Genomic DNA, 22,115 nt, shown 5'->3' on the forward strand with positions numbered 1-22,115 from the left:
CAATCGAGCAAGATGCCGACATTGTTCTGTTCGTTTATCGTGAAGAATATTATCTCAAAAATGAAGAACCCAAAGAAGGCACTGCTGAGTATAGCAAATGGCAAGAGGCAATGGAGCAAGCCAAGGGTAAAGCTGAGGTTATTATAGCAAAACAACGCCATGGTCCGACAGGAATCGTTCCCCTTGCTTTTCAATCCGACTTTACATGCTTTAGTGATTTGGAAAAATAGGAGCAGAAAAATGCGTTAAAGAGAGCTTTAAATACCCTTTGAAAAGCATTTGAAGACCCTTTGAGAACCCCTTAAAAACTCTTTGAGAAAAAATAAATTGGTACAAAACCTAGTGGCAAAATATACAAAACCCGCTGGCAAGCTACACTACAACTACAGCTACATACAAACTGGCTGGGGAACTTGGATTCGAACCAAGATTGACGGAGTCAGAGTCCGCTGTTCTACCATTAAACTATTCCCCAATAAGCCAATTTTACCATTTCTAGCAGATTCTATAGTGTAGGCAAGTGCAAAAAATCTTTAGATTATCGATAATAAAGAGCGATAGGGATATCATTATAATCCCAGTAGTGGCGGTCTCAATATTTTAGCATATAGCAATAAGCGAATAAAAACATATAAATAGAGCACACCGCGAATGGAGGCATCACAAACTCTTGTTGAAATATTCTCTAATAGGTATATGCCTGTCAGGCAACAGCTACTAAATCATGGAGAATTTATGAGTAATATTCCTACTTATCCTGTTACCCCAAACCTACAGTTGGTATACGTTTCAAACATAGAGTACTCTACGGCTTTTTACAAATTCATCTTCAAGAAAGAACCTGTGTTTACCTCGCCACGCTATGTTGCATTTGCTTCTTCGGGGGATGCTCTCTTTGCTCTCTGGTCTGGGGGCGATACGCCTGAGGAAAATGCACCTCGTTTTTCAGAAATCGGCATTATGTTGCCTACTGGAGAGGACGTAGATAAGCTCTATGCGGAATGGAAAGAGCAAACCACTGTTGAGATAAATGTTTTGAAGGAACCGTATACTGATGTATTTGGACGTACCTTCCTAATCAAAGATCCAGACGGACATATTATTCGTGTTTGTCCACTGGATTAAAAAGCTTGAGATCTGATCTTTAATTGTCTGAATTATAATACCTGAATTATAATAATTGTCTGTTTCCAAAACCTATAAGCTATGCAAGCTAAGAGGCTTACTTACGACGCGTGGCTTATCCGTTCGGTGCTGTTCCACTATATTCAGCCCCACAACCTGCCTGTTTCCACAGGCGGTCTAATTGGCTTGGACATCAGTCGGCGTTATTGCATGGCCAGCGATCAGTACTTGTAAAATCATAGAAGCTATCCCTTATCGCCTTATGTGGAGTCTTTTGTTGGAATGGGAGGAATATTTTTTACAAGGAAATTGATATCTTTATGAAGTTAAAAAGGTTTTGTACATAAAAACTAATAAAATCAATATATTAAGTGCAGTTATTTTGTATGAATCCACTTAAGAATCCCTACTTTTATGCATGTTTGAATTGATCATTTTTTATATAAGATTGCCATGGATGTATAGACTATAAAAAGCAAATCATGATGCAAATACTATAACGCATAGGTGCATTCAAATGAAATGAAAAGCGGTTATCATTCATAACAGGTCATAAATTTTATGATACGTTTTTATCACAGCACAAATCACATTGTTTTAAATTTCAGTCGTTTGGAATTATCAATAACATAAATTGCATACGTTTAAGAATGGATGTGTTTTGCTCTTTATTTGAGTGTAACCTTAAAAGGAATAATCGTTTGAAACTATCATAAGCTTATAGATTTAGTTCATAAAGATTGCATAAAAGGATTTAAAGACAAGATCATTTTTAAAAACACTTACTAAAAAGTTAGTAAATGATAGGCAGGCATTATATAGATACTATCATCACAATATAGAATGAAAATCACAATGTTATGTCTTATGAAACCGAAAGCATTTCAATGATATAACGCAAGCAAGCGAGAAAAAAACGTTTTAAAAGTTACATTAAAAATACGAAACCAAATGAGCTCCCCCCAAATTTTGGAGGCACCTATTGAAAAAAAGATGAGGCAGCAAAATTCAAAACCATTGTAACATCTAAGGTATGGGATTTTATTCAATTTTGAGTCAAAAGCTATAATGTTTAAAGATGGCTATTCTAAAGATAACGCCTCCAAAATTGGATTGGTTAATTTTGCCAACTCAAATTTGAGCTGGTTAATTTGCAAAGAAGTTACATTTGAGTGCAAAATGAAAAGATACTTATGAAAGCCTTATTGAGAAGACATTCATTTAAGATGCATTTTCTTTTGATTGGATTGATAAAGTTACCAAGCGTTTATAGATTCTATAATGCTAATGAATGATATCAAATCATAGCTATCATTTACGTTTCTTTTGATAAGTTTTCATATTTCTAAATAGAGCACTTGCAATATGATACGTTTTGTATATATGAATTTACTACTCCATTGTGGATGATTCATTTGAATCTTATAATCAATATCTGAAAGCCGCGTCATATCATTTGGCTCGGCTTTCTTTTTTGAATTCTCTCTTTAGATAGGTTTGTAGCTATTAGATAAGGCTTTCCCGTAAACAGAGCCAGATATACGTGTATTACTATGGAAAGGATTTATTTGCGAGAGGATTACCAGACAATGTTTGTTTTGCTTGCGCAAGAGAAAAATTCTTCTCTCTCAATGATGTGTCTCAGATCTGAAAAATCTTTAGCCAATTTAAGATAAAAGAGGTTGGCACATCTTATACATGTGGTTCAAAGAATCCGCACCGGCTCAAGAGCTTATCATCTCAAATTGCAATTTTTAGAGGAAGAGAAAATATGCATTAAAGGGATTTTAAATAACCCTTGAAAGTTTTGCAGATCCTTTGAAAAAAATAAATTGATGCAAAACCTGCTTTCAAATTATACAAAACCCGATGACAAGCTACAATCATTAAATACTGGCTGGCATTAAATACTGGCTGGGGAACTTGGATTCGAACCAAGATTGACGAAGTCAAAGTCCGCTGTTCTACCATTAAACTATTCCCCAATAAGCTAATTTTACTATCCCTAGTAGATTCTATAGTGCATGCAAGCGCAAAAAATCTTTATGATTATCGATAATAAAGAGCGATAGGGATGTCATTAATTGTTTTGATTTGAATATCGACATCATAAATGTCTTTAAGAATTTCTGGTTGCATAATTTCTTTTGGAGTCCCACAATAGGCCGCTTTCCCATTTTTCAATGCAACAATCATATCTGAGTAAGATGAGGCAAAATTAATATCGTGCATAACAATAAGAATGGTTTTTTTCAGTTCATCAGCTGTGCGGCGTAATTGCTTCATCATAGAAACGGCATGTTTCATATCCAGATTGTTTAATGGCTCATCTAAGAGAAGATAATCAGTGTCTTGGCAGATAACCATGGCTATAAAAGCGCGTTGACGCTGACCGCCAGAAAGTTCATCTAAAAAACGGTCTTGTAAATCTTGTAAGCCGAGATAGCGTAGTGCACTGTCGATAAATTGTTTATCTTCATGTGTATACCAGCCTTTTGAATAAGGATAGCGCCCAAAACTTACTAAATCATACACGGTTAAACGGAAGGATAAAGGATTATCTTGACGTAAAATTGAGAGTTTTTGAGCCAAAATATCGTGAGGAATTTTATCAATATCAAAGCCGTCAATGTTAATTGTCCCTTGATGGTGCGGTAAAAGACGTCTTATCAGCATTAAAAGAGTTGATTTTCCGGAACCATTGGGCCCAATGAGAGAAATAATCCCCCCTTTTGGAATATGAAGGCATAAATTATCGATAATCAATCGTGTTCCGTAAGCCTTGGAAAGATGATTGATCTCAATCATTTTAGTTTTCCCTTCATCAGTAACATTAAGAAAACAATTCCCCCACAAAACTCAATGATAAAACTTAAACGCCCTGCCATATGAAAAATTTGTTCTAAAATAAATTGTCCCCCCACCAGACAAATAATAGCCAATAATATTGCAATTGGAACAACAATACTGTGTTTTGCTTGAGGAGAAAGTTCATAGGAAAGGTTGGCAACTAACAGTCCAAAAAAGGTGACGGGGCCTACCAATGCGGTGGAAATGGATACGAGAATGGAAATAAAAATAAGGACAGCTGTCGCACTTTTGTGGTAATTAACGCCAAGATTGAGGGCATTTTCACGTCCCAAAGCCAAAATATCAAGAAGATGACGTGAATGCCATCCAATCAGACTCACAATGAAGACAATGATTGTGGCAAAGCCTATTAACGGTGTATTAAATTTATTAAAATTTGCAAACATAATATCGGTTAAATTCATCATTTGGTCTGGATTTAGTTGCAATTGCATAAACATCCGTAAACTGAAAAAAAATCCGCCTAAAACAACACCGATTAAAAGCGTCAAATGAAGTCCTTTTAGGCTTCCTGAAAAGAGCCAGCGAAAAAGGCTTATTGAAAAAAGGATAAGAATGAGGGTTTCAAGAACAAGCTGTCCTTCTTCATTCAAAAAGGGCAAAGAAAGAGAGCCTACAAAATACATTAGGGCAGTCTTTATTAAAATATAAAGCTGATCAAATCCCATAATTGAAGGAGTAAGAAGACGGTTATTAACGATTGTTTGAAATAAAACCGTGGAAACGCTTATTGCATAGGCAATAAGAAGTAGAGAGGAAAGTTTTGTAAGACGAAATTTCCATGTATAAACATTGATATTCCACGTCATGTAAAGACTAATGACAGTGCATGCTATGATGATAAGTGTTGTTAGTACACATATTGTTTTTCTTCTTCTATCCAAGACGCTTTCTCCAGCGTAAAAGCAGTATCATAAAAATAAAACTACCGATTACACCCATTATGGTGCTGATGGGAATTTCAAGAGAGGGATGAATTATTCGTCCTAAAAGATCACAAATCAAGACCAATCCTGCACCGCTGATGGCCACCCAAGGAGCGGTATAGCGCATATTATCTCCCATGAAACTTGAAACAATATTTGGAATAATCAACCCAACAAAAGGGATACGGCCAATGGTACAGACGACAACAGCGGTAATTGAGGCGACAATAAAAAGACCAAAAAACATGACAACACGATAATTCAATCCAAGGTTATTGGTTAAATCTTCTCCCAAACTTGCAACCGTAAAGCGATCAGCAGTACAATAGGCCAGAATACAAAGGGGAAGGGATAGCCATAAGAGTTCATATTTTCCTTCAAGAACCATCGAAAAACTGCCAAATAAGTAAGCTTGAAGAGAAGGAAGTAACATTTCATAATCTGCAATGGCATTGGTTAAAGAGCCAATAATATAGCTTAGCATAATCCCTGTAAGGGGGACAATGAGAGCAGATTTTAGAGGAATGCGTCGCAATAAAAACATAAAAAGTAAAGTGCCTGCCATGGCAAAGATTGTCGCAACGACCATTTTTCCTAAAACAGGAACATCGGGCAAAAAAATCATAATAAAAAGAATGCCAAGGGAAGCAGATTCAATGGTTCCAGTGGTTGATGGCTCGACAAAGCGATTGCGTGTCAATAGTTGCATGATCATACCTGAAAGTGCAAGTGCTGCGCCTACTAAAAGGATTGCAATGGTACGAGGAAGACGTGTTTGCCAAAAAATAAGCCACGCATGGGGATCGGCTGCGAATAGGTCAGAAGGTGTGACATCAGAATAACCAACAAAAATGCTGAGGATCGACAGGAAAATTAGAAGTGTTATGGTTATCCAGTAATTCTTCACGTTAAATCATTTTCTAACAAAATCTAAAAAAAGCAAAGACTGCTTAATAAACAACCTCTGCTTTTAAATTTTATTTATATAGCAAGCAAGCTCTTTTGTACGCTTATTTGCTCTTTGTAAAGGCTTCATTGATCTGCTGTGCGGTTTCAATGAGCGCCGTTAAACCACCATTTGCACGATACCAGCTCCAAGAGTCCAAATAAATAATTTGGTTTTGTTTGCTTGCTGTTGTGCGGTGAACAAGCTCATTGTTGAGCAATTGTGCTGCGGATTGTCCTTCCCGTCCAATGGCTGCATCGCGATCAATCACTAACAACCAATCAGGATTGGTTTCAAGAATGAATTCAGGAGAAATGAGTTGTCCATGTTTTTGCACGGTAAGTTTATCGGTTGCAGGGGCAATTCCAAAAGCGGAGTGAAAAATATCGAAACGTGATTTTGGTCCGAAAGCACTGATTTTTCCACCAGAGGTCATGAGTATGAGCCCGGTGCCTTTTCCTTGGGTATTTTTACGGACTTCAGCAAAAGCTTCATTGATTTTTGCAATTTCCTTTTCTGCTTCTTGTGTTTTACCAAAAATTTTTCCAAGGATAGACACATTTCGTTTTATATCTTCAAGAGAATTTTCGTTTTCTACGGTTAGATCAATTGTTGGGGCTATTTTGGATAAGTCTTTATATTTTGCTTGAGTTCTGGAGGAAATAATAATCAAATCGGGTTGAAGAGTGGCAATTTTTTCATAATCTGGCTCAAAAACGGTTCCAATTCTTTCATATTTTGCATCGTCAAATTGTTGCAGATAGGAAGGTTTTTTTCCTTCAGGAAGGCCGATAACTGCTTGGATACCAAGGCGATTCATATTATCTAGCGAGGCAAGATCAAACACAACAACCTTTTGCGGAGAAGTGGGAACAGAAGTCGTGCCTGAAACATGATCAATTGTTATATTTGTCTGGGTACTCGTATTTGCAATACTCGTATGCGTCCACAAAATCGTTGCAAAACTAATTGCAACCAGTAAAACAGAAGTCATCCATTTCATATATTTTATCATCGTGATTTTATCCTTTTATCTAATATTACAAAGGTTTGCGCACTTAAAAACTTAACTTTGGTATTTTTATGCACAAAATGAAGCGTAAATAAATAACACTATGTTGTAAAGTTGACTGACATATGTTACAAACCGTTCACTTACCTCATTTTCACTTAATTCTAGTGTTTTTGCAACATTATTTAGAAAGTTTGACATATGATCAATGTATTTAAAAAGCGTACACGTTTGTACGCACTGACAACAAGTGCTTTCTTCTTTTTACAAGGTGTAGATGTTTCTATGGGGAGTGGTTGGTTCTCATCATACTTTCCTTCAGTTTCATTGCCATCATTATCATCATTTACCTCTTTAATTGGAGGGTCGAGCACAGGGGCTATAACACCACCCGGAGGAGTGGAGGTTTCTGGAAGAGCAGAACCTAGAGTCGGTAATCCTGTTGGTAGTGGTTCTGCTCAGCCTCAGCCTCAGCCTCAGCCTCAGCCTCAGGCTCAGGCTCAGATTGTGCCTGTTTTAAATCACATTCGACCTATTAGTGCTTGTCATTCTAGAAAGAATAATATTTTTGTTCCTGGCATGATACGGAATGTTGCAGATAGTAGTGTTCGTGTTGCGAGTGGTGCAGGTGCAGTACCTGGTGTTGCGAGTGGTGCAGGTGCAGTACTTGGTGTTGCGAGTGGTGCAGGTGCAGTACCTGGTGTTGCGAGTGGTACAGGTGCTGTGCCAGGGGTCCCAGGTTCAGGTGTCCTATCTACTCCTAGTTCAGGCGTCTTATCTACTAGGATGGAAACAGTAGTAAATGTGCCGCAAGCAGGTGTACCAGCTGGCTTTGATGGCTCATTAGCTCTTGTACAAGATACTTTATTATCAGGTAATATAGCAGGAGGAGGATTAAACACTGTAAGTCAACAAAGACCAAAGGCTATATCAGGTGTTGCGAGTGGGGCAGATACAACGAATCTGCCTGCTATTCCAGGTGTTGGTCCAGGTACTATATCAAATGGTGCTTTGAATAGTATGCCAGGTGTTCCAGGTACAGGCGGTGTATCTACTAGGAAGGCAAGAGCAACAAGAGCAGAAAATGTGGAGGCAAAAGAAGCAAAAACAGCAATAGCAAGTGGGAAGAGAGCACGTGATGGGCATGCAGGTGTGCCAAGTGGAGTAGGTGGAGAGTTAGTTAGATTACTAGATGTTCCAAGAAATGTAGATACTTGGACATTATTTAATATTCCGAAAAAAGATAGTTTAGCTGAAACATATTTTCCAGTGGGGGAAGAGGCGCTAAGAGTACAAAAAGCGAGTGCAGATGGTCTTATTGGTATGCCAGGTATATCAAGTTTTGTATTGAATTCTTTAACACCTGATAGAGCAGGTTTTTTTGTGCCTGGTGTGAGTGTATCTACACCGGTTGGTGATGGTGTTGGGGCTCTAGAATTTATAGATTCTGTGGAGGCAGGTAAAGGATTGGCTGATTTACTCAATGGTGATCAGCGAATATATGGATCTATTTCCTGTGATCAGTCGGGAGTATATGCTCTAATAGGGGGGACTATTATAGCGGATCAAGGTGAGAGCGCTGTAAATGTGGAATCTCCCCTTGATGATGGGAAAGTAGTTGTTAATTTGGACGAAGTATCCATTGAAAGTATGAATATTGGGAAAGAACTTTCTGAAAGTTTATCTGCAGTAGGTATACAGGATTATAAAGTAGGTATAGAGAACATAGGTAGTTTATATATTCATGATCCGCTTTATGTTGGTGTATATGTCGGAGATTCTGCTTCAAATATGGGTGCGGAGGTTAAATTGAAAAACTCAAATATTCAGGGTTTTTTTATTGGGCTTCGGGCTGAAGAGACTGGAAAGATCACAATGGTGGGGGGAGGAATCAGAGATGCGTATATAGGTGCTCTTGCTAGTGATAATGGGTGGATTGTTTTAGAGAATGTAGATATTAATGTTAAAAGAATCGGTTTAGTTAGTTTGGGTCCATCCGTTATCGAGATGAGGTCTGGAGCAATTACCGTGAAAGAGGGTGGAATAGGAGTTATCTCTACAAAAGAGGGGACTGTTCTACTAGACGGGACGGTTATCAATGTTGCTGAGGAACCAAAAACTACAGAAGTTGGTACTTCGGAGACGAATATAGGTTTATTGTCACTTGGAGGTACTATTTCCTTTAAAAATGGAAAACTTAGAGCTCCTAATACTATTGCATTTTTGGTAAGTGATAGCTTTAAGAATAATATCTCTGGAGCTTCTAATAGAGTAGAAGCGGAGAGTGAGGGTGGCAATGATACGCAACAGGATTCTGACGCTAATAGTGATTCTTTCGTTGGTGAGGTCATCTCTATTGAATCTAGAGATGGCGCTGTCCTTAATAATATTGGTTCCGCGTATTTTGAGGCTTTATTCCCTATAGAGAATTTTTTAGGAAGCGGTGCAGATTCTGGAAGTACTAGTGCACCATCTGGAGCTGGCGCTGGAGATTCTGCAGTGGTGGCGTCTGAGCCAGATGCAAACTCTAGAGTTGTCAACTTAATAGTTTCTGATATTCAAAATTCAACCGTTAAAGTTGAAGGTAAGTCTTATGGTGTATTTTTTGGTGATATACCTTCGAATGTGAGGAGAAAAAATGATCAAACGAGTGTGAGACAAGAAAGTGGTCAAAATGTAGGTCAAAATCTGAGAGAGGGTGGAATAAAAGATGATGGAGATAGTTTGCATGCAGTTCTTTTGAAAAATACGGTTTTCAGAGTTCCTAATGGTGTGGTCATTTATGGTAACAGTTTGGATGGGTACGTCGTTGTAAAAGATGACTCAACTCTTTCGGGTGATTTAGTGTTGAAAGCTGAAGAGGGGTCGCATTTGTCGGTTTTTGTTGAAGACTCTGTCGTCATGGGGGGAGCTCACGTTGATAAAAAATCTCAAGCTAGGCTTTTTCTATCTGGGGGATCAGAGTGGTATTTAACAAAGAATCTGCATAATAGTTTGGAAAATTCAAATACGGGTTGTGTAGATTCATGTCTTTCGTCTATGAATCTTGTAGATAGTAATGTTAGATTTTTTACTTCTTTGAAAAATGAAAATACATCTAATAAAGATATTGAGTATCGAACCCTTCGCATAGGAGATGGGGATGGAACAGTTTATAGTGCTGCTTCTGCCGCTTCTGGTGCTACAATTTACTTCAATGCAAATTTGATGCCTAGCAATACAGAAAATTCTCAAATATCTGACAGATTGTTGATTCATGGTGATGTTTCTGGAAAAACAATGGTAGTTGTGAATGATACTTCTGATGGTATATCACAAAGTCAGGATACACCTCATAGCATTTCAATTATTCAGGTTTTTGGAAATGCAGAGAGGGATTCTTTTAAGCTGAAAGGTGATTATATTACACGAGAAGGGTTACCTTATAAGTATGTTCTTCGTGCTTATGGTCCAACTACTCCTCCGAAAATGCAGTATTTTGATAAGACATTACTTAAAAATAGTAGAAGTGTTTGGGATTTTCGTTTAGAAAATGAATATTTTATACCTCTCGTTTCTGCTTATACTGCTACTGCTAATTTTCAACCTATTTTTAAGGCTAAGCCACTTGTTGCCGTTGATTCTACTGATGCTTCTACTGAAACTGCAATAAATACTAATGCTGACACTGGTGCTGGTGAAGTAAATAGTGAATCCATAACTCCTCCTGTATCTGGGGAATCTGCATCTGTAGTCTCTGTTCAAGGCAATTCACTTTTGAGATCTGAAACATCTGACGAATTTTATGAAGATGATGATGACGAAGATTTTACGGAATCTGAAACATCTGAGGTTGTAGTGCATACCTTTTTACCTGTTACTCCATCTCCATCATCTGTTACTCCTTCTTTATCCAGAAATTTGGCACCTTTAGTACCTCCAAGAGTTAATTTAAGTGGGAGATCTGATACAGGTAGAGGACCTGTAATATCTGCCGATGAAATTTTTGTAACACCTGGGGATCATATTGTATCTAAGAGGCCATCACCTATAAAATCAGCTGCTGCTATGAAGGCTGCTATGAATGCTTCTGTTCCTGTTGTTTCTGAGGTAGCTGTTATATCTTCTAATGGAGTTTCTGCTATGAAGCCTTCTACTTCTGAGATATCTGCTATATCTAATGGAGCTTCTGCTGTGCAGCCTTCTACTTCTGAGATATCTGCTATATCTTCTAATGGAGTTTCTGCTATGAAGCCTTCTGCTCCTGAGATACCTGCTATATCTAATGGAGCTTCTGCTATGCAGCCTTCTACTTCTGTGGTTTCTGAGATAGCTGTTATATCTTCTAATGGGGCTTCTGCGAATGCTTCTTCTCCTGTGGTTTCTGAGACATCTGCTGTATCTTCTAGAGCTGTTGGGCGTGTTCTTATGCTTAGTCGTACTGGTAATGGAGATGTTTCTTCTAAGGAAACGGTTTCTTCTACATGTGATGATATGAATAATGGTGAGAAGGGATCACAGACTACTTATTTGTGTAGAGATGGTAAATCGCGGACAATAACAGGGAAGACACTGAAGGTAAGTGATAAAACTCAGCATCCTATGCATGCAAAAAATCAGGATACGGTTATTAAGTTAGAGGGAGCCACAATTAGTGGTGCGGATTTTTCTGATAGCAAAAATAATGTTGATTTTAATGAAATATATGCCGTGAGTGCTGTGCTTGCAGAAGAGGGGGCAGAAGTTGTTTTGGATAATAAATCAACAATTACCTCTTCTGTGATTGGGCTTGAAGCGCAAAGTGGCGGGAAGGTTACAATGCATGCTGGAACAGTCAATGCGCGTTATGTAGGCGCTTTGGCGGGTTCTGGATCATCTGTTAATTTAAAGGATACGAAAATTAACGTAACGGGGGATTTAGCTGTGGCTGGTTTGGCGAGTCAGGCTGGTGAGGTAACTATGGACTCTGGAACGGTTATGCTGACAAATGGAGTGGCTGTGAGATCAGAAGCACGGGGACGTGTAAGATTAAACAAAGTTAATATTACTGCGAAAAAGGAAGCAGGAAAGTCGAATTCTACAGAGAAATTTGGACGTGCAGCTTTTTTGGTGAGTGATAATGCTTCTGTTGATTTTAAGAATGGAAATGTTGTTACTGATGCTCATGGTTTGTGGATTATAAAGTCTGATGATAATGTGGTTGAGACCGGCTCTTCCAGGAGAAGGAGATCTTCTGACGTTCGTCCTACTATGAATCACGTAAATATCGAGTCTTCTACTGTTAAAGTGGAAGGTGACGGAGTCTACGGCATATATTTTGATGGGGGAACACAGAAGGAAGCGAGTCAACAAAATCGAAGTCAGGATTTAACAACTGAGAAAACAAATGTTGTTAAGCGGAGTACTGTGTCCAAACAGGAAAAAACGCCTATAGGCATAACAGGGACAGTTTCGTTGAAAAAAACTGATTTTGAAGTTGCAAATGGTATAGCTATCTATGGTAATAATTCTGGTGGTCATGTTTCATTAGAAAATAAAACAACTCTTGCTGGTGACTTGTTATTAAAAGCCGAGAATGATTCGAACATATTGGTTTCAGTTGATAATTCTATTGTTACAGGCGGTGTTCGCGTTGATAAAAATTCTTATGCAAAATTAGACTTGGCTAATAATTCACAGTGGATTCTAAAAAGAAGTGCACAGAGGAATTTGGGGACTCTAGATTCAGGATGTGTGGATTCATGCATTTCTTCTGTAAGTCTTGTAAATAGTGCTATTGATTTTGCACCTTCGGAATCTGAAGGAAAATATCAGACTCTCCATATTGGAAATGGGAAAGGAACTGTTTATGCGGCACAGGGTAATGCTGTAATTCATCTCAATGCACGTTTAAATCCTCGTGATCGGAGTGATCAGCAAGTCACTGATCGGCTTGTCATTCATGGTGATGTTTCTGGAAAAACAAAAATACATGTACGAGGTGATGCGGGCAATGTAGGAGATGGTAAAGCGAATGCCAAGATTGCTCATACTGTTTCAATTATTCAGGTCTATGGTCAAGCGAAGAAAGACTCTTTCCAACTCGATGGCAATTATGTTGCACTGAGAAACTCACCTTACAAATACACCCTTCGTGCTTATGCTCCAGAAGCGACTTCGAAACAGGAGCATGTTCAGCAGAAATTTGTTAAGGATGGTGGAGAATTTTGGAATTTCCGTTTAGAAAATCAGTATGTTAAGTCTGTTGGATCTGCTGCCCTTCCTGAACAATTTGTAAGGTCTGTTGTTCCACAGGTTCCAACTTATCTCAGCTTGCCTAATAGTGTATTCCACGCTGGTTTAATGGATATTAGCAATCAAAATAAGCAATTGGAGACGTTGCGGATGACTTCTACAGGAATGGTAGAGGTTCGTGAAAATCCCGCTTTATACTTGCGCGGCTATGGTGGAAGTTACCGTTATGCTTCAGATCTTTCCGCACTTGAATATGGTTACGGAGGTGATCTTAGTTATAATGGTGTAGAGGCAGGTGTTTTGCTGCAAACTATTGAAAATGCTGACAGTGCTATATCCTTTGGCGTTATGGGAACTTATGGAAAACTTTCTCTGCAGCCTGTGAATGTTGAGTACAGTCAGAAGAGTGCATTTGATAAATGGACTGCTACGGTATATGGTAGCATGCAGCATAATGTTGGCTTCTATGTCGATGGTCTTTTATCCTATGGTCTGTTCAAAGGTGATGTTCTCACCCTTGCACGGGGTAAAACAGCAACATTAAAAGGTAATCCTTTGAGTGTTTCTTTAGCTGGTGGTCAGACAATTATGACAGGATATAAGGGCTTTGTCTTTGATCCGCAGGTTCAGGTTGTGTATCAACATCTCCGGTTTGATAAGGCCCGTGATATCGACAATTTTAATATTGAAATGGGTAACCTTAATCAGTGGGTAGCACGTGTTGGTGGACGTTTAACCAAGATTCCTACAGGTTCTGAAGGCGTGGATGCTGTTGCTTTCTATGGTAAGCTTTATCTTGCTCATGGTTTTGAAGGAAAACAGTCTGTGCATTTCAATGATGCTTTCAAGTTAGGAGCTTTTGGTTCTTCTCTAGAGGCTGGATTAGGTTTTAATGCCAAATTGTTGCCACAGTTCTCTCTGCATGCTGATATTCTCTATCAACATAAGCTTAATAAGGCTGGTTTTTCGGGAACAAGTTTTTCCGGAGGAATACGTTATCAGTTTTAATATAAGGTACACTATGTGCCTTTTTAGAAAAGGCAGCACATTGTGCTGCCTTTTTTCTTTGTAACAACTTGTGTTGTCTTTAAAAGATTTTCGTCTTCTTGATTGAGCAAAAAAAACATAGTTTTTTGTGTATGAGAGCACTTTTCTCCGCTAAAGCGAATTTTCTTAAAATTTATGCTGCTACTGATGCGATAGAGTGCTTCGCTTTTATCGGCTTTTTAAGCGTTCAGCAGACAGGTATGCGTTACGTTATCCTTTTTAGTACTGTATTGATATTATCTAATATAATATTTGATGTTTTCTAAAGCTCGTTTTTGAGAGTTTGTTTTTTACGGATTTAAATCATTGTTTCATTCATCTCCTTGTGGATTAATTTTTAGAGTTCACAAGGCTAGATTGTGTTTTTAATTAATTGCACGCACTGGTTTCATTTTTTCTTTACACGAAATACAGAATGCATTATACACTTATAAATTGTGTTTTGTTGTTATTCTCTTATAGATGGTTTTTAGCGTAGAGCTTTTGCCAAATTTATTGGGATAATTCATTGCACAGTTCAAATAAGCATGAGGCATGTTCTTTTGTTACACTTTTCGTATTTTTGAGGTGTGCAAGGGGGTGTTTTGTAAGTGCTTTTGTTTTTAATGAGAGGGGAAGGAAAGTTTCGAGGGAACTATGATTAAAGTTTTTAGAAATCATGTATGTTTATGTGCTTGTACAACAGCTATCCTCTCTTTGCTTCAAAATGGAAGAGAAGTGTATGCGGCTGCAGAGGGGAAGGATAGTAAACCTTATGTTATAAAGGTTATCCCAGTTGTCTCTGCTAATTCTTCTCCTTATCTTAGCGGGAATAATAAGCATAAGCTTCCTCTTAGTGGAGAGAGTGGGGATAATTATTACCCTTCTAATATGATTAATGTTGGCAATAACGATGAGGGTATTCGTGGGGGGAGTGACTATCGTAAGCTGAGTGGAGTGGATGGATGGAATGGACATAAGGATAATGTAGATAACTCTGTTAAAGATGCAGACTCTGATGCAAGAGGAGTGAATCCTGGGTTTTATTACTATAGTGGATTATATTATATATGCGATAATTGCGGGGAATCCAAAATTGATAATAAATCTTATACAATTACGAAAGAAAACGTTTCCAATTATCCTGTTGATCCTACTGCTATAACAGTGAAGCGGATAGGGACCAGAGTTGATGGAGAGAATGTAACTGTTAGCAGTGAAGTTTCTGATAAATCTTTTTTGCGTGGTGTGGCTGTATCCGATGATGGAAAGATTGTTTTGAAAAAAACGACGCTTAAAAATACAAAGTTAGCTCTTTTTGCTCATAATGGAATCATTGAGGTAAAGCAGGGGATTATAGAGGACAGTGATAGGGCTGTTGAAGCTGTGGGGAATTCATTGGTTATTTTAGAGGGTGCAAAAGTTAATACGCGTGATGGGAAGGCAAGTCTTTCCAGTTATAGCGGGGCAGATATTTGGGTGGAAGGTGGGGAGGTTAACTTTACCAACAGTCATGGGATTTCTGCGATGTTGGGAGGGAAGGTTATTCTCGATGGTGTTACTCTTACTGGAAAGGGCCACAAAGATAAAAATGATGCGGCTTTTTTAATGGATGAAGGGGGACGTGTTGAGTTTACAGGGGGGACTATTAAGGTTGAGGGTGCACATGGTATATTATTAGAAAATCCCGTCAAGCTTTTTAGTGTTGTACCAGAACGATCTGAAACAGAAGCTGAAACTGAAGATGAAGCTGAAGATTTATCGAATAACTTTTATGTGACCGAGGCTAATTTTAAGTCTTCTTCTGTTACCGTAAAGGGTGAGGGATCTTATGGTATCTATTTTCAGGGAGAAAAGCCATGGAGCGAAGATGGGGATAAAAAAGAGGAGATTTCATTAGAGGAAGAAAAAGCTCCACCACGATTGGAAGTTGTTAATTTGGATACAACAGAGTTTTCTGTTGAAGACGATACGGCTCTTTATGGCAGCAATGTTATTTCTGGTGCGGTGAGTTTGATGAAAAGCACTCTTCGTTCAGGGAATTTTTTATTAAAAGCTGAGAAAGGGGCATCTGTGATCGTTTTGGCTGATGCTTCTACTCTTGAGGGTCGCACACACGTTGATAAGAATTCTAATGCTGAGCTTTATTTGGGAGGTCATTCTCAATGGATTTTACAACAACCGTTGCAAAAAGATCAACACGAGGCTGCACATGATTCTTCTATTTCACTCGTTAGTCTTATGGATGAGAGCTCTATTAATTTTAAAAGACACGAATCTTCTTCTGTTGATGATTATCAAACCCTTCGTGTGGGAAAGGGAAAGGGTGAAGTTTATAGAGCACAGGGCGGTGCCTCTATTTCTCTTAATACATACCTGAATAGTGGTGGTGCTCTTGTTAATCAAAAGACTGATCGTGTTTTAATTCATGGTGATGTTTCGGGAAAAACAAAGCTCCAAGTGCATGGAGTTGCAGGAAGTCCAGGAGGATATACGGGAAAGGGGGGGAATGCTGAAGGTATTTCAATCATTCAGGTTTCTGGACAAGCAAAGCAAGATTCTTTTCAGTTGGAAGGTGGTTATGTAGCCTTAAACGAATTACCTTATCAGTATAAGCTTTATAGTTATGGTCCAGAATCTGAGTTTGGAAAAGCAAGTATGGATCAGAGATTAGTTGAAGGTAACGGGGAATTTTGGGATTTTCGCCTTGAAAGTAGGTCTATAGATTCTGATGTTCAACCTAAACCAGATCCTTCTCCTAAGCCAATTCCGGGACCAGAACCTTCTCCAGAACCAGCTCCGGAGCCTCATCCTCGTCCTAAGCCGGGCGTTAAGGCTGTTGTTCCGCAGGTTCCGACTTATCTCCTTTTGCCTAATGTCTTACGTCATATTGGTTTGATGAATGTTAACAATCAAAATAAGCGGTTAGAAGCTTTGCGTATTACTTCTGGGGGCTTATTAGAAAGTCGTGAAAATCCTCTCTTTTTTGTGAGCGGTTATGGCGGCAATCATCGTTATACTTCAAATCTTTCCACGCTTGAATATGGTTATGGCGGCGAGTTTGATTATAATGCACTAGAGGCAGGTGTTTTGCTGAAAGCAATCGAAAATATGTATGGTTCCACTTCTTTTGGAGTTATCGGGGCTTACGAGAGATTTTCTTTGCAACCTTTGAATGTTGAGCAGAGTCAAAAAAGTACATTTGATAAATGGTCAGTTACGGCATATGGTGGTATGCAGCATGATGCAGGTTTTTACGTTGATGGTCTTGTGTCTTACGGCTTGTTTAAAGGTGATGTTCTAACAACTGCACGTGGCAAGACGGCAACATTAAAGGGTTTCCCTTTAAGTGCTTCATTGACTGCTGGTAAAACGTTTATGGTGGGGGAGGACGGTTTTGTTTTTGATCCGCAAGTTCAGGTTGTTTATCAATATCTTCAATTTAATAAGGTGCGTGATGTGGATGGCTTTGATATTGATTTAGGAAAGCTTCATCAATGGATAGGGCGTGTTGGGGGGCGTTTAACAAAGAGGCTGGTCGTTACTGATGAGGCTCAAGTTATTTCTTTCTATGGCAAGCTTCATCTTGCTCATGGTTTTGAAGGAAAACAATTTGTGCATTTTAAAGATGCTTTCCAGCTAGGTGCTTTTGGTTCTTCATTAGAAACAGGATTAGGTTTTAATGCCCAATTGTCTCAAAAATTTGCGCTTTACGGCGATTTGGTTTATCAGCACAAACTAACGAAAGCTGGTTTTTCTGGAACAAGTTTTTCAGGTGGATTGCGTTATCATTTCTAGTGTTGTTCCTGTTTTTGATTAATCTTTCAAAAAGCCACAAGTTGTACTTGTGGCTTTTCTCATTATCTATTCATCTTGTGTTATAGCATTTTTACGAGAGTATGACTTTGCATATCTTTAATATGCTTTTAGGTTGGACTTCTTTCGTTTTTTTGAAAAGTCTGAAGGTTGGTACGTTATCGTTTCAAAACGCGTATTTCAGAGTGATTATTATACTATTTATAATATTTTGATTTATAAAGATATTTTTTAATTTAGGGCGCTGAAATATTTTCAAGGATTTTATTATGAATCCATAAAAAGCATTCCTGTTCATATTATATGTAAAATTGGCAGGTGGATAATCGTTTAAGAAAGGAGTCAATATAATTTGGGGGATTATGTTAAGAGGAGAGGATTTACAATATTAGAAATTGGCAAAGACAAAGATGCTACTCAGGCGCAATGAGGGCTGTATCCGATAAACTTGATATTATATCTGCTGTCGTTATGAAATGGAGATGGAAATATGAGATATATCTGAGAAAATTGGTGGATTAGAAACATAAATAACGTATTATTTTTTGAAAATGCGTTTTCTTTAAAGAATGTGATAAATAAAAAGATAAAATTATATGTCATTTTCACCTTTTAGATACGGCTCTGAATATTTTAAAATGTTGAAAAGAGATGGTAAAAATCGGAACAGATTTTAATTTTTACACTTTCCTCCTCTTTCTAAATTAGTTCGTATTTCCATAAATACTGCCTAAAACAGCTGTATGTGATAGCTTTGCTTCCCAATTTTGGCATATATTCAGTTTTGTCTGCTTACGAGTGCCCATTGTTTCAATATAATATTTATCTCGAATATTAATTATACACGCTTTGGGTATTGATTAAACAACAGTTAAAATAGGCATTCTTAATGTACAAAAATTCCTTAAAGCTGCTTTTAAATAACAACTTTAAAGATGATTTTCCTCTAATTTTTCAGTTATATTTTTGCAAATCCCTTATAAAAAAATAGATTTAGACTGTATTTTTAGTAACTTTTAAATTCCATATTTACATAAAACACAAAAAGCATTAATAAGATCTGCGCAGTTAATCCAAAACGTATTAATTTTTTCTCTTTGTTAAGTTTTTTGATACATTACGTATTACTTTTATGGGCAAAATTATGGTGTAATTATGGTCAATCTATTTAAAAATCGTTTTTCCTTATGTACTTTTACAACAGCATTTCTTTTTTGTGCACACAATGTTGATGCTACGGTTCAAGGTGGTGCTGTTGTTAATACTGGGGTACAAGATCGTTCTGGCGTTAATGGTAAGACACAAAATAATCAGGATCAATTTTCATGTAGTATGAATAGTGAATTTTATCGGTGTAATGATGGTAAAAAACACTACTTTTACAATAAAAATTATCAAAAAACTGATGAAAATACGAATGAAACTGTTGCTATACAAGCATCTGGAAGAAAAACGCTTCTCTTAGGGAAAAATATAACTGTTAAGGATGCTTCAAGTGCTGTTATTTCAAAAGAAAGTTTTTGGAAGTATGGGGTCGTGGCGAGTGAATATGGACAAGTGATTATAGAAAGAGGAGAGATTAACTTTACAAAGGGTATCGGAGTTAAAATAAAAAATTGGGGACAGGTCGATTTAAGGAGTAGTTCTATTACCGAACAAGGTAGTCAGGGGATGGGTATAGATGACCATAATGAAAATTCAGCTTTTCATGCGTCTAATGGGTTTATCCATTTTGAGAAAGGTAAAGTTAATCTAGCCAATGCTCATGGTTTTTCAATGCATGGGAATAATATCGATGGGAAGGGTGTCTTTATAACTATCGTGGATTCTACGGTTTTGGTAGAAAGTAATACGTCTTATGGGTTGCGTTTTTGGGAGGGACTAGGAGACAGAAATGAGGAAATGAAAGATCACGAGTATCCCTATTCTTTTTATATTTTTGCGGGTGAGGAAGAGATGTTCGGAAGTCTTCCAAAAACGAACTTACCCGTACGAGGGATTGTTGACTTGACAAGAACCTCTTTTACAGTTCCAAAGAGTGCGGCTATTTATAGCAGAGGATCTGGTGGTGTTGTTAGGCTGTTGGATAATTCCAAACTTTCTGGAGATTTATTACTGAAGGTTGAGGATGGCTCTTTTGTGAAGGTTTCAGTGGATGCTTCTACACTTGTAGGGGGGACACATGTTGATGAAAGTTCTTCTGCTGAATTTCGGTTGAGAGGTGATTCAAAATGGATTTTATCACGACCGAAAAATAAAAATTTGCAAGTTCCTAGTTCTATAGGTGTTTCATCAATTTCATTAATACATCTTATTGATAGTTCTATTATTTTTGAACAACCAGAAACTAACATAGTTGATGGCTATCAAACCCTTCGTGTTGGGAGAGGAACAGGTGAAGTTTATAAAGCACAGGGTAATGCACATCTTTATCTCAACACTTATTTGAATAAGGGGGGGGCTCTTCAGAATCAAAAAACGGATCGTTTTTTAATCCATGGTGATATTGAAGGAAAAACGATAGTACATGTGCATGGTGTTTCAGGAAGTCCAGGAGGTGGTACGGAGCGTTATGGAAATGACAAAGGTATCTCGATTATTCAGGTTTCTGGAATAGCGGAGAAAGATTCTTTCTTGTTGGATGGTGATTATATTGCATTGGACGGTCTACCTTACCAATATAGGCTTCATGCTTATGGCCCAAACTCTGAATTAGGAAGAGCGAGTGCGTCTCAAAGATTAGTCGAAGGTGAAGGAGATTTTTGGGATTTCCGCCTCGAAAATGGATTTATTGATTCTGATACTACATTTAGATTAACTCAGAGTTCTAAACTTAGTTTAGGTGGTGAGCATCATTCTAGGCAAGGCGTTAAGGTTGTTGTGCCTCAGGTTCCAACTTATCTGCTTTTGCCAAATAGTTTATTCCATGCTGGTTTAATGGATATCAGCAATCAAAACAAGCAGTTAGAGACAGTACGGACTAATCCTAGTGGAATGTTGGAAATTCGTGAAAATCCTGCTTCATTTTTGCGTGGCTATGGTGGAAGTTATCGTTATGCCTCAGATTTATCTGCGCTTGAATATGGTTATGGGGGAGATCTAGGGTACTATGCACTAGAGACAGGTGTTTTGCTACAAACTGTTGAAAATGTTGACAGTGTTATATCCTTTGGGGTGATGGGGTCTTATGGAAAGCTTTCTCTACAACCTCGAGATGTTGCACAAAGCCAAAAAAGTACATTTGATAAATGGACTGCTACAGTTTATGGCAGTATGCAGCATGATGTAGGATTCTATGTTGATGGTTTGTTATCTTATGGTCTGTTTAAGGGAGATGTTCTGACAACTGCGCGGGGTAAAACGGCAACATTGAAGGGTAACCCTTTAAGTGTTTCCTTGATGAGTGGTCAGAAAATTGCCACAGGATATGAAGGTGTTGTTTTGGATCCACAGGTTCAGGTTGTTTATCAGCATCTTCAATTTAATGAGGCCCGCGATATTGATAATTTTAATATTGAGATGGATAAACTTGATCAATTGATGGTGCGTATGGGTGGTCGCTTGATAAAGACTCTTACTGCGTCTGAAAAAGATCGTGATGTTTCTTTTTATGGAAAGATTCATTTTGCCCATGATTTTGGAAAAGAAAGGTCTGTGCGCTTTAAAGATTCTTTCCAGTTAGGGGCTTTTGGTTCTTCTCTAGAGGCTGGATTAGGTCTTAATGCTCGCTTGTCTCAAAAATTTGCGCTTCATGGTGATTTGGTTTATCAGCATAAGTTGAGTAAAGGTGGTTTTTCTGGAATCAGTTTTTCTGGTGGATTGCGCTATCGTTTTTAGGATGATCACCTTGAGGTAAGTTGTTTAAAAAACCACAAGCATAGCTTGTGGTTTTTTATTATTTGTTTGCAACTTTTTAAATAAGTTTTTTAAAAAAATGTTTTTTTTTGCATGAGCAAGTTTGTTTCTTTTTAGAAACGAGATAAGGCTTTCTGGTTTGCAGTTTTTGCTTCTTATGCTGTTTTTCTTCTTTGAGTTTATTTTTATTAAATTCTCTTGAAATCACTGCTTTGGGGTGGAATTTTTATTTCTATCTATATTTTTACGCGTTTTTATAAATAATACAATTTTAAATTGTGATATTTTGGGATTCTGGCTTTACATAAAATATAGGGTGGATATA

10 protein-coding genes and 2 tRNA genes are annotated in these 22,115 nt (G+C 37.8%); 6 read left to right on the forward strand and 6 right to left on the reverse strand.

Annotated features, from left to right (window positions below; translation table 11 throughout):
• The coding region (locus ACFINL_RS08060) for a DnaB-like helicase C-terminal domain-containing protein (protein WP_375651335.1) at positions 1 to 230 on the forward strand (230 nt) is incomplete at its 5' end.
• A 171-nt stretch (positions 231 to 401) separates the two neighbouring features.
• On the opposite strand, the gene ACFINL_RS08065 is transcribed toward ACFINL_RS08060, so the two are convergent.
• Positions 402 to 475 (reverse strand) — tRNA-Gln (locus ACFINL_RS08065).
• A gap of 260 nt (positions 476 to 735) precedes the next feature.
• On the opposite strand from ACFINL_RS08065, the gene ACFINL_RS08070 reads away from it, so the two are divergent.
• On the forward strand, positions 736 to 1,125 hold the full coding sequence (locus ACFINL_RS08070) for a VOC family protein (RefSeq protein WP_375612407.1): 390 nt from the start codon (positions 736 to 738) through the stop codon (positions 1,123 to 1,125).
• 181 nt (positions 1,126 to 1,306) lie between these two features.
• Positions 1,307 to 1,438: a hypothetical protein gene (locus ACFINL_RS08075; RefSeq protein ID WP_375612406.1), complete on the forward strand. Its 132-nt coding sequence runs from the start codon at positions 1,307 to 1,309 to the stop codon at positions 1,436 to 1,438.
• A gap of 1,598 nt (positions 1,439 to 3,036) precedes the next feature.
• Here the strand turns inward: ACFINL_RS08075 and ACFINL_RS08080 are convergent.
• The 5 genes from ACFINL_RS08080 to ACFINL_RS08100 all read right to left on the reverse strand — a co-directional run bounded on the left by ACFINL_RS08080 (position 3,037) and on the right by ACFINL_RS08100 (position 6,883).
• Positions 3,037 to 3,110, reverse strand: a tRNA-Gln gene (locus ACFINL_RS08080).
• 64 nt (positions 3,111 to 3,174) lie between these two features.
• Positions 3,175 to 3,933 carry an ABC transporter ATP-binding protein gene (locus ACFINL_RS08085; RefSeq protein ID WP_375612405.1) on the reverse strand — a complete coding sequence of 253 codons (759 nt, stop codon included), beginning with the start codon at positions 3,931 to 3,933 and terminating at the stop codon, positions 3,175 to 3,177.
• Positions 3,930 to 4,805, reverse strand: coding sequence for an iron chelate uptake ABC transporter family permease subunit (locus tag ACFINL_RS08090; protein ID WP_375651337.1), 876 nt, complete (start codon positions 4,803 to 4,805; stop codon positions 3,930 to 3,932). The genes ACFINL_RS08085 and ACFINL_RS08090 overlap by 4 nt, the downstream gene beginning before the upstream one ends.
• Positions 4,806 to 4,872: 67 nt before the next feature.
• Positions 4,873 to 5,829: an ABC transporter permease gene (locus ACFINL_RS08095; protein ID WP_375651339.1), complete on the reverse strand. Its 957-nt coding sequence runs from the start codon at positions 5,827 to 5,829 to the stop codon at positions 4,873 to 4,875.
• A 103-nt stretch (positions 5,830 to 5,932) separates the two neighbouring features.
• Positions 5,933 to 6,883, reverse strand: a complete 951-nt coding sequence (locus ACFINL_RS08100; RefSeq protein ID WP_375612402.1) for a siderophore ABC transporter substrate-binding protein — start codon at positions 6,881 to 6,883, stop codon at positions 5,933 to 5,935.
• 198 nt (positions 6,884 to 7,081) lie between these two features.
• Between ACFINL_RS08100 and ACFINL_RS08105 the strand changes: the two genes are divergently transcribed.
• The 3 genes from ACFINL_RS08105 (at position 7,082) to ACFINL_RS08115 (ending at position 21,772) form a co-directional block, all read left to right on the forward strand.
• A complete protein-coding gene (locus ACFINL_RS08105) occupies positions 7,082 to 14,101 on the forward strand; it encodes an autotransporter outer membrane beta-barrel domain-containing protein (protein ID WP_375651341.1) in 7,020 nt (2,339 codons plus the stop codon).
• A gap of 675 nt (positions 14,102 to 14,776) precedes the next feature.
• Positions 14,777 to 17,917 (forward strand): autotransporter outer membrane beta-barrel domain-containing protein, encoded by a 3,141-nt coding sequence (locus ACFINL_RS08110; protein WP_375651344.1) that lies wholly within the window; start codon positions 14,777 to 14,779, stop codon positions 17,915 to 17,917.
• Between the two features lie 1,173 nt (positions 17,918 to 19,090).
• Complete coding sequence (locus ACFINL_RS08115) at positions 19,091 to 21,772, forward strand: autotransporter outer membrane beta-barrel domain-containing protein (RefSeq protein ID WP_375651348.1); 2,682 nt, start codon at positions 19,091 to 19,093, stop codon at positions 21,770 to 21,772.
• The last annotated feature ends 343 nt before the right edge of the window (positions 21,773 to 22,115 follow it).

It is taken from the genome of Bartonella sp. AA78NXGY (assembly GCF_042197005.1).
Classification (GTDB): domain Bacteria; phylum Pseudomonadota; class Alphaproteobacteria; order Rhizobiales; family Rhizobiaceae; genus Bartonella.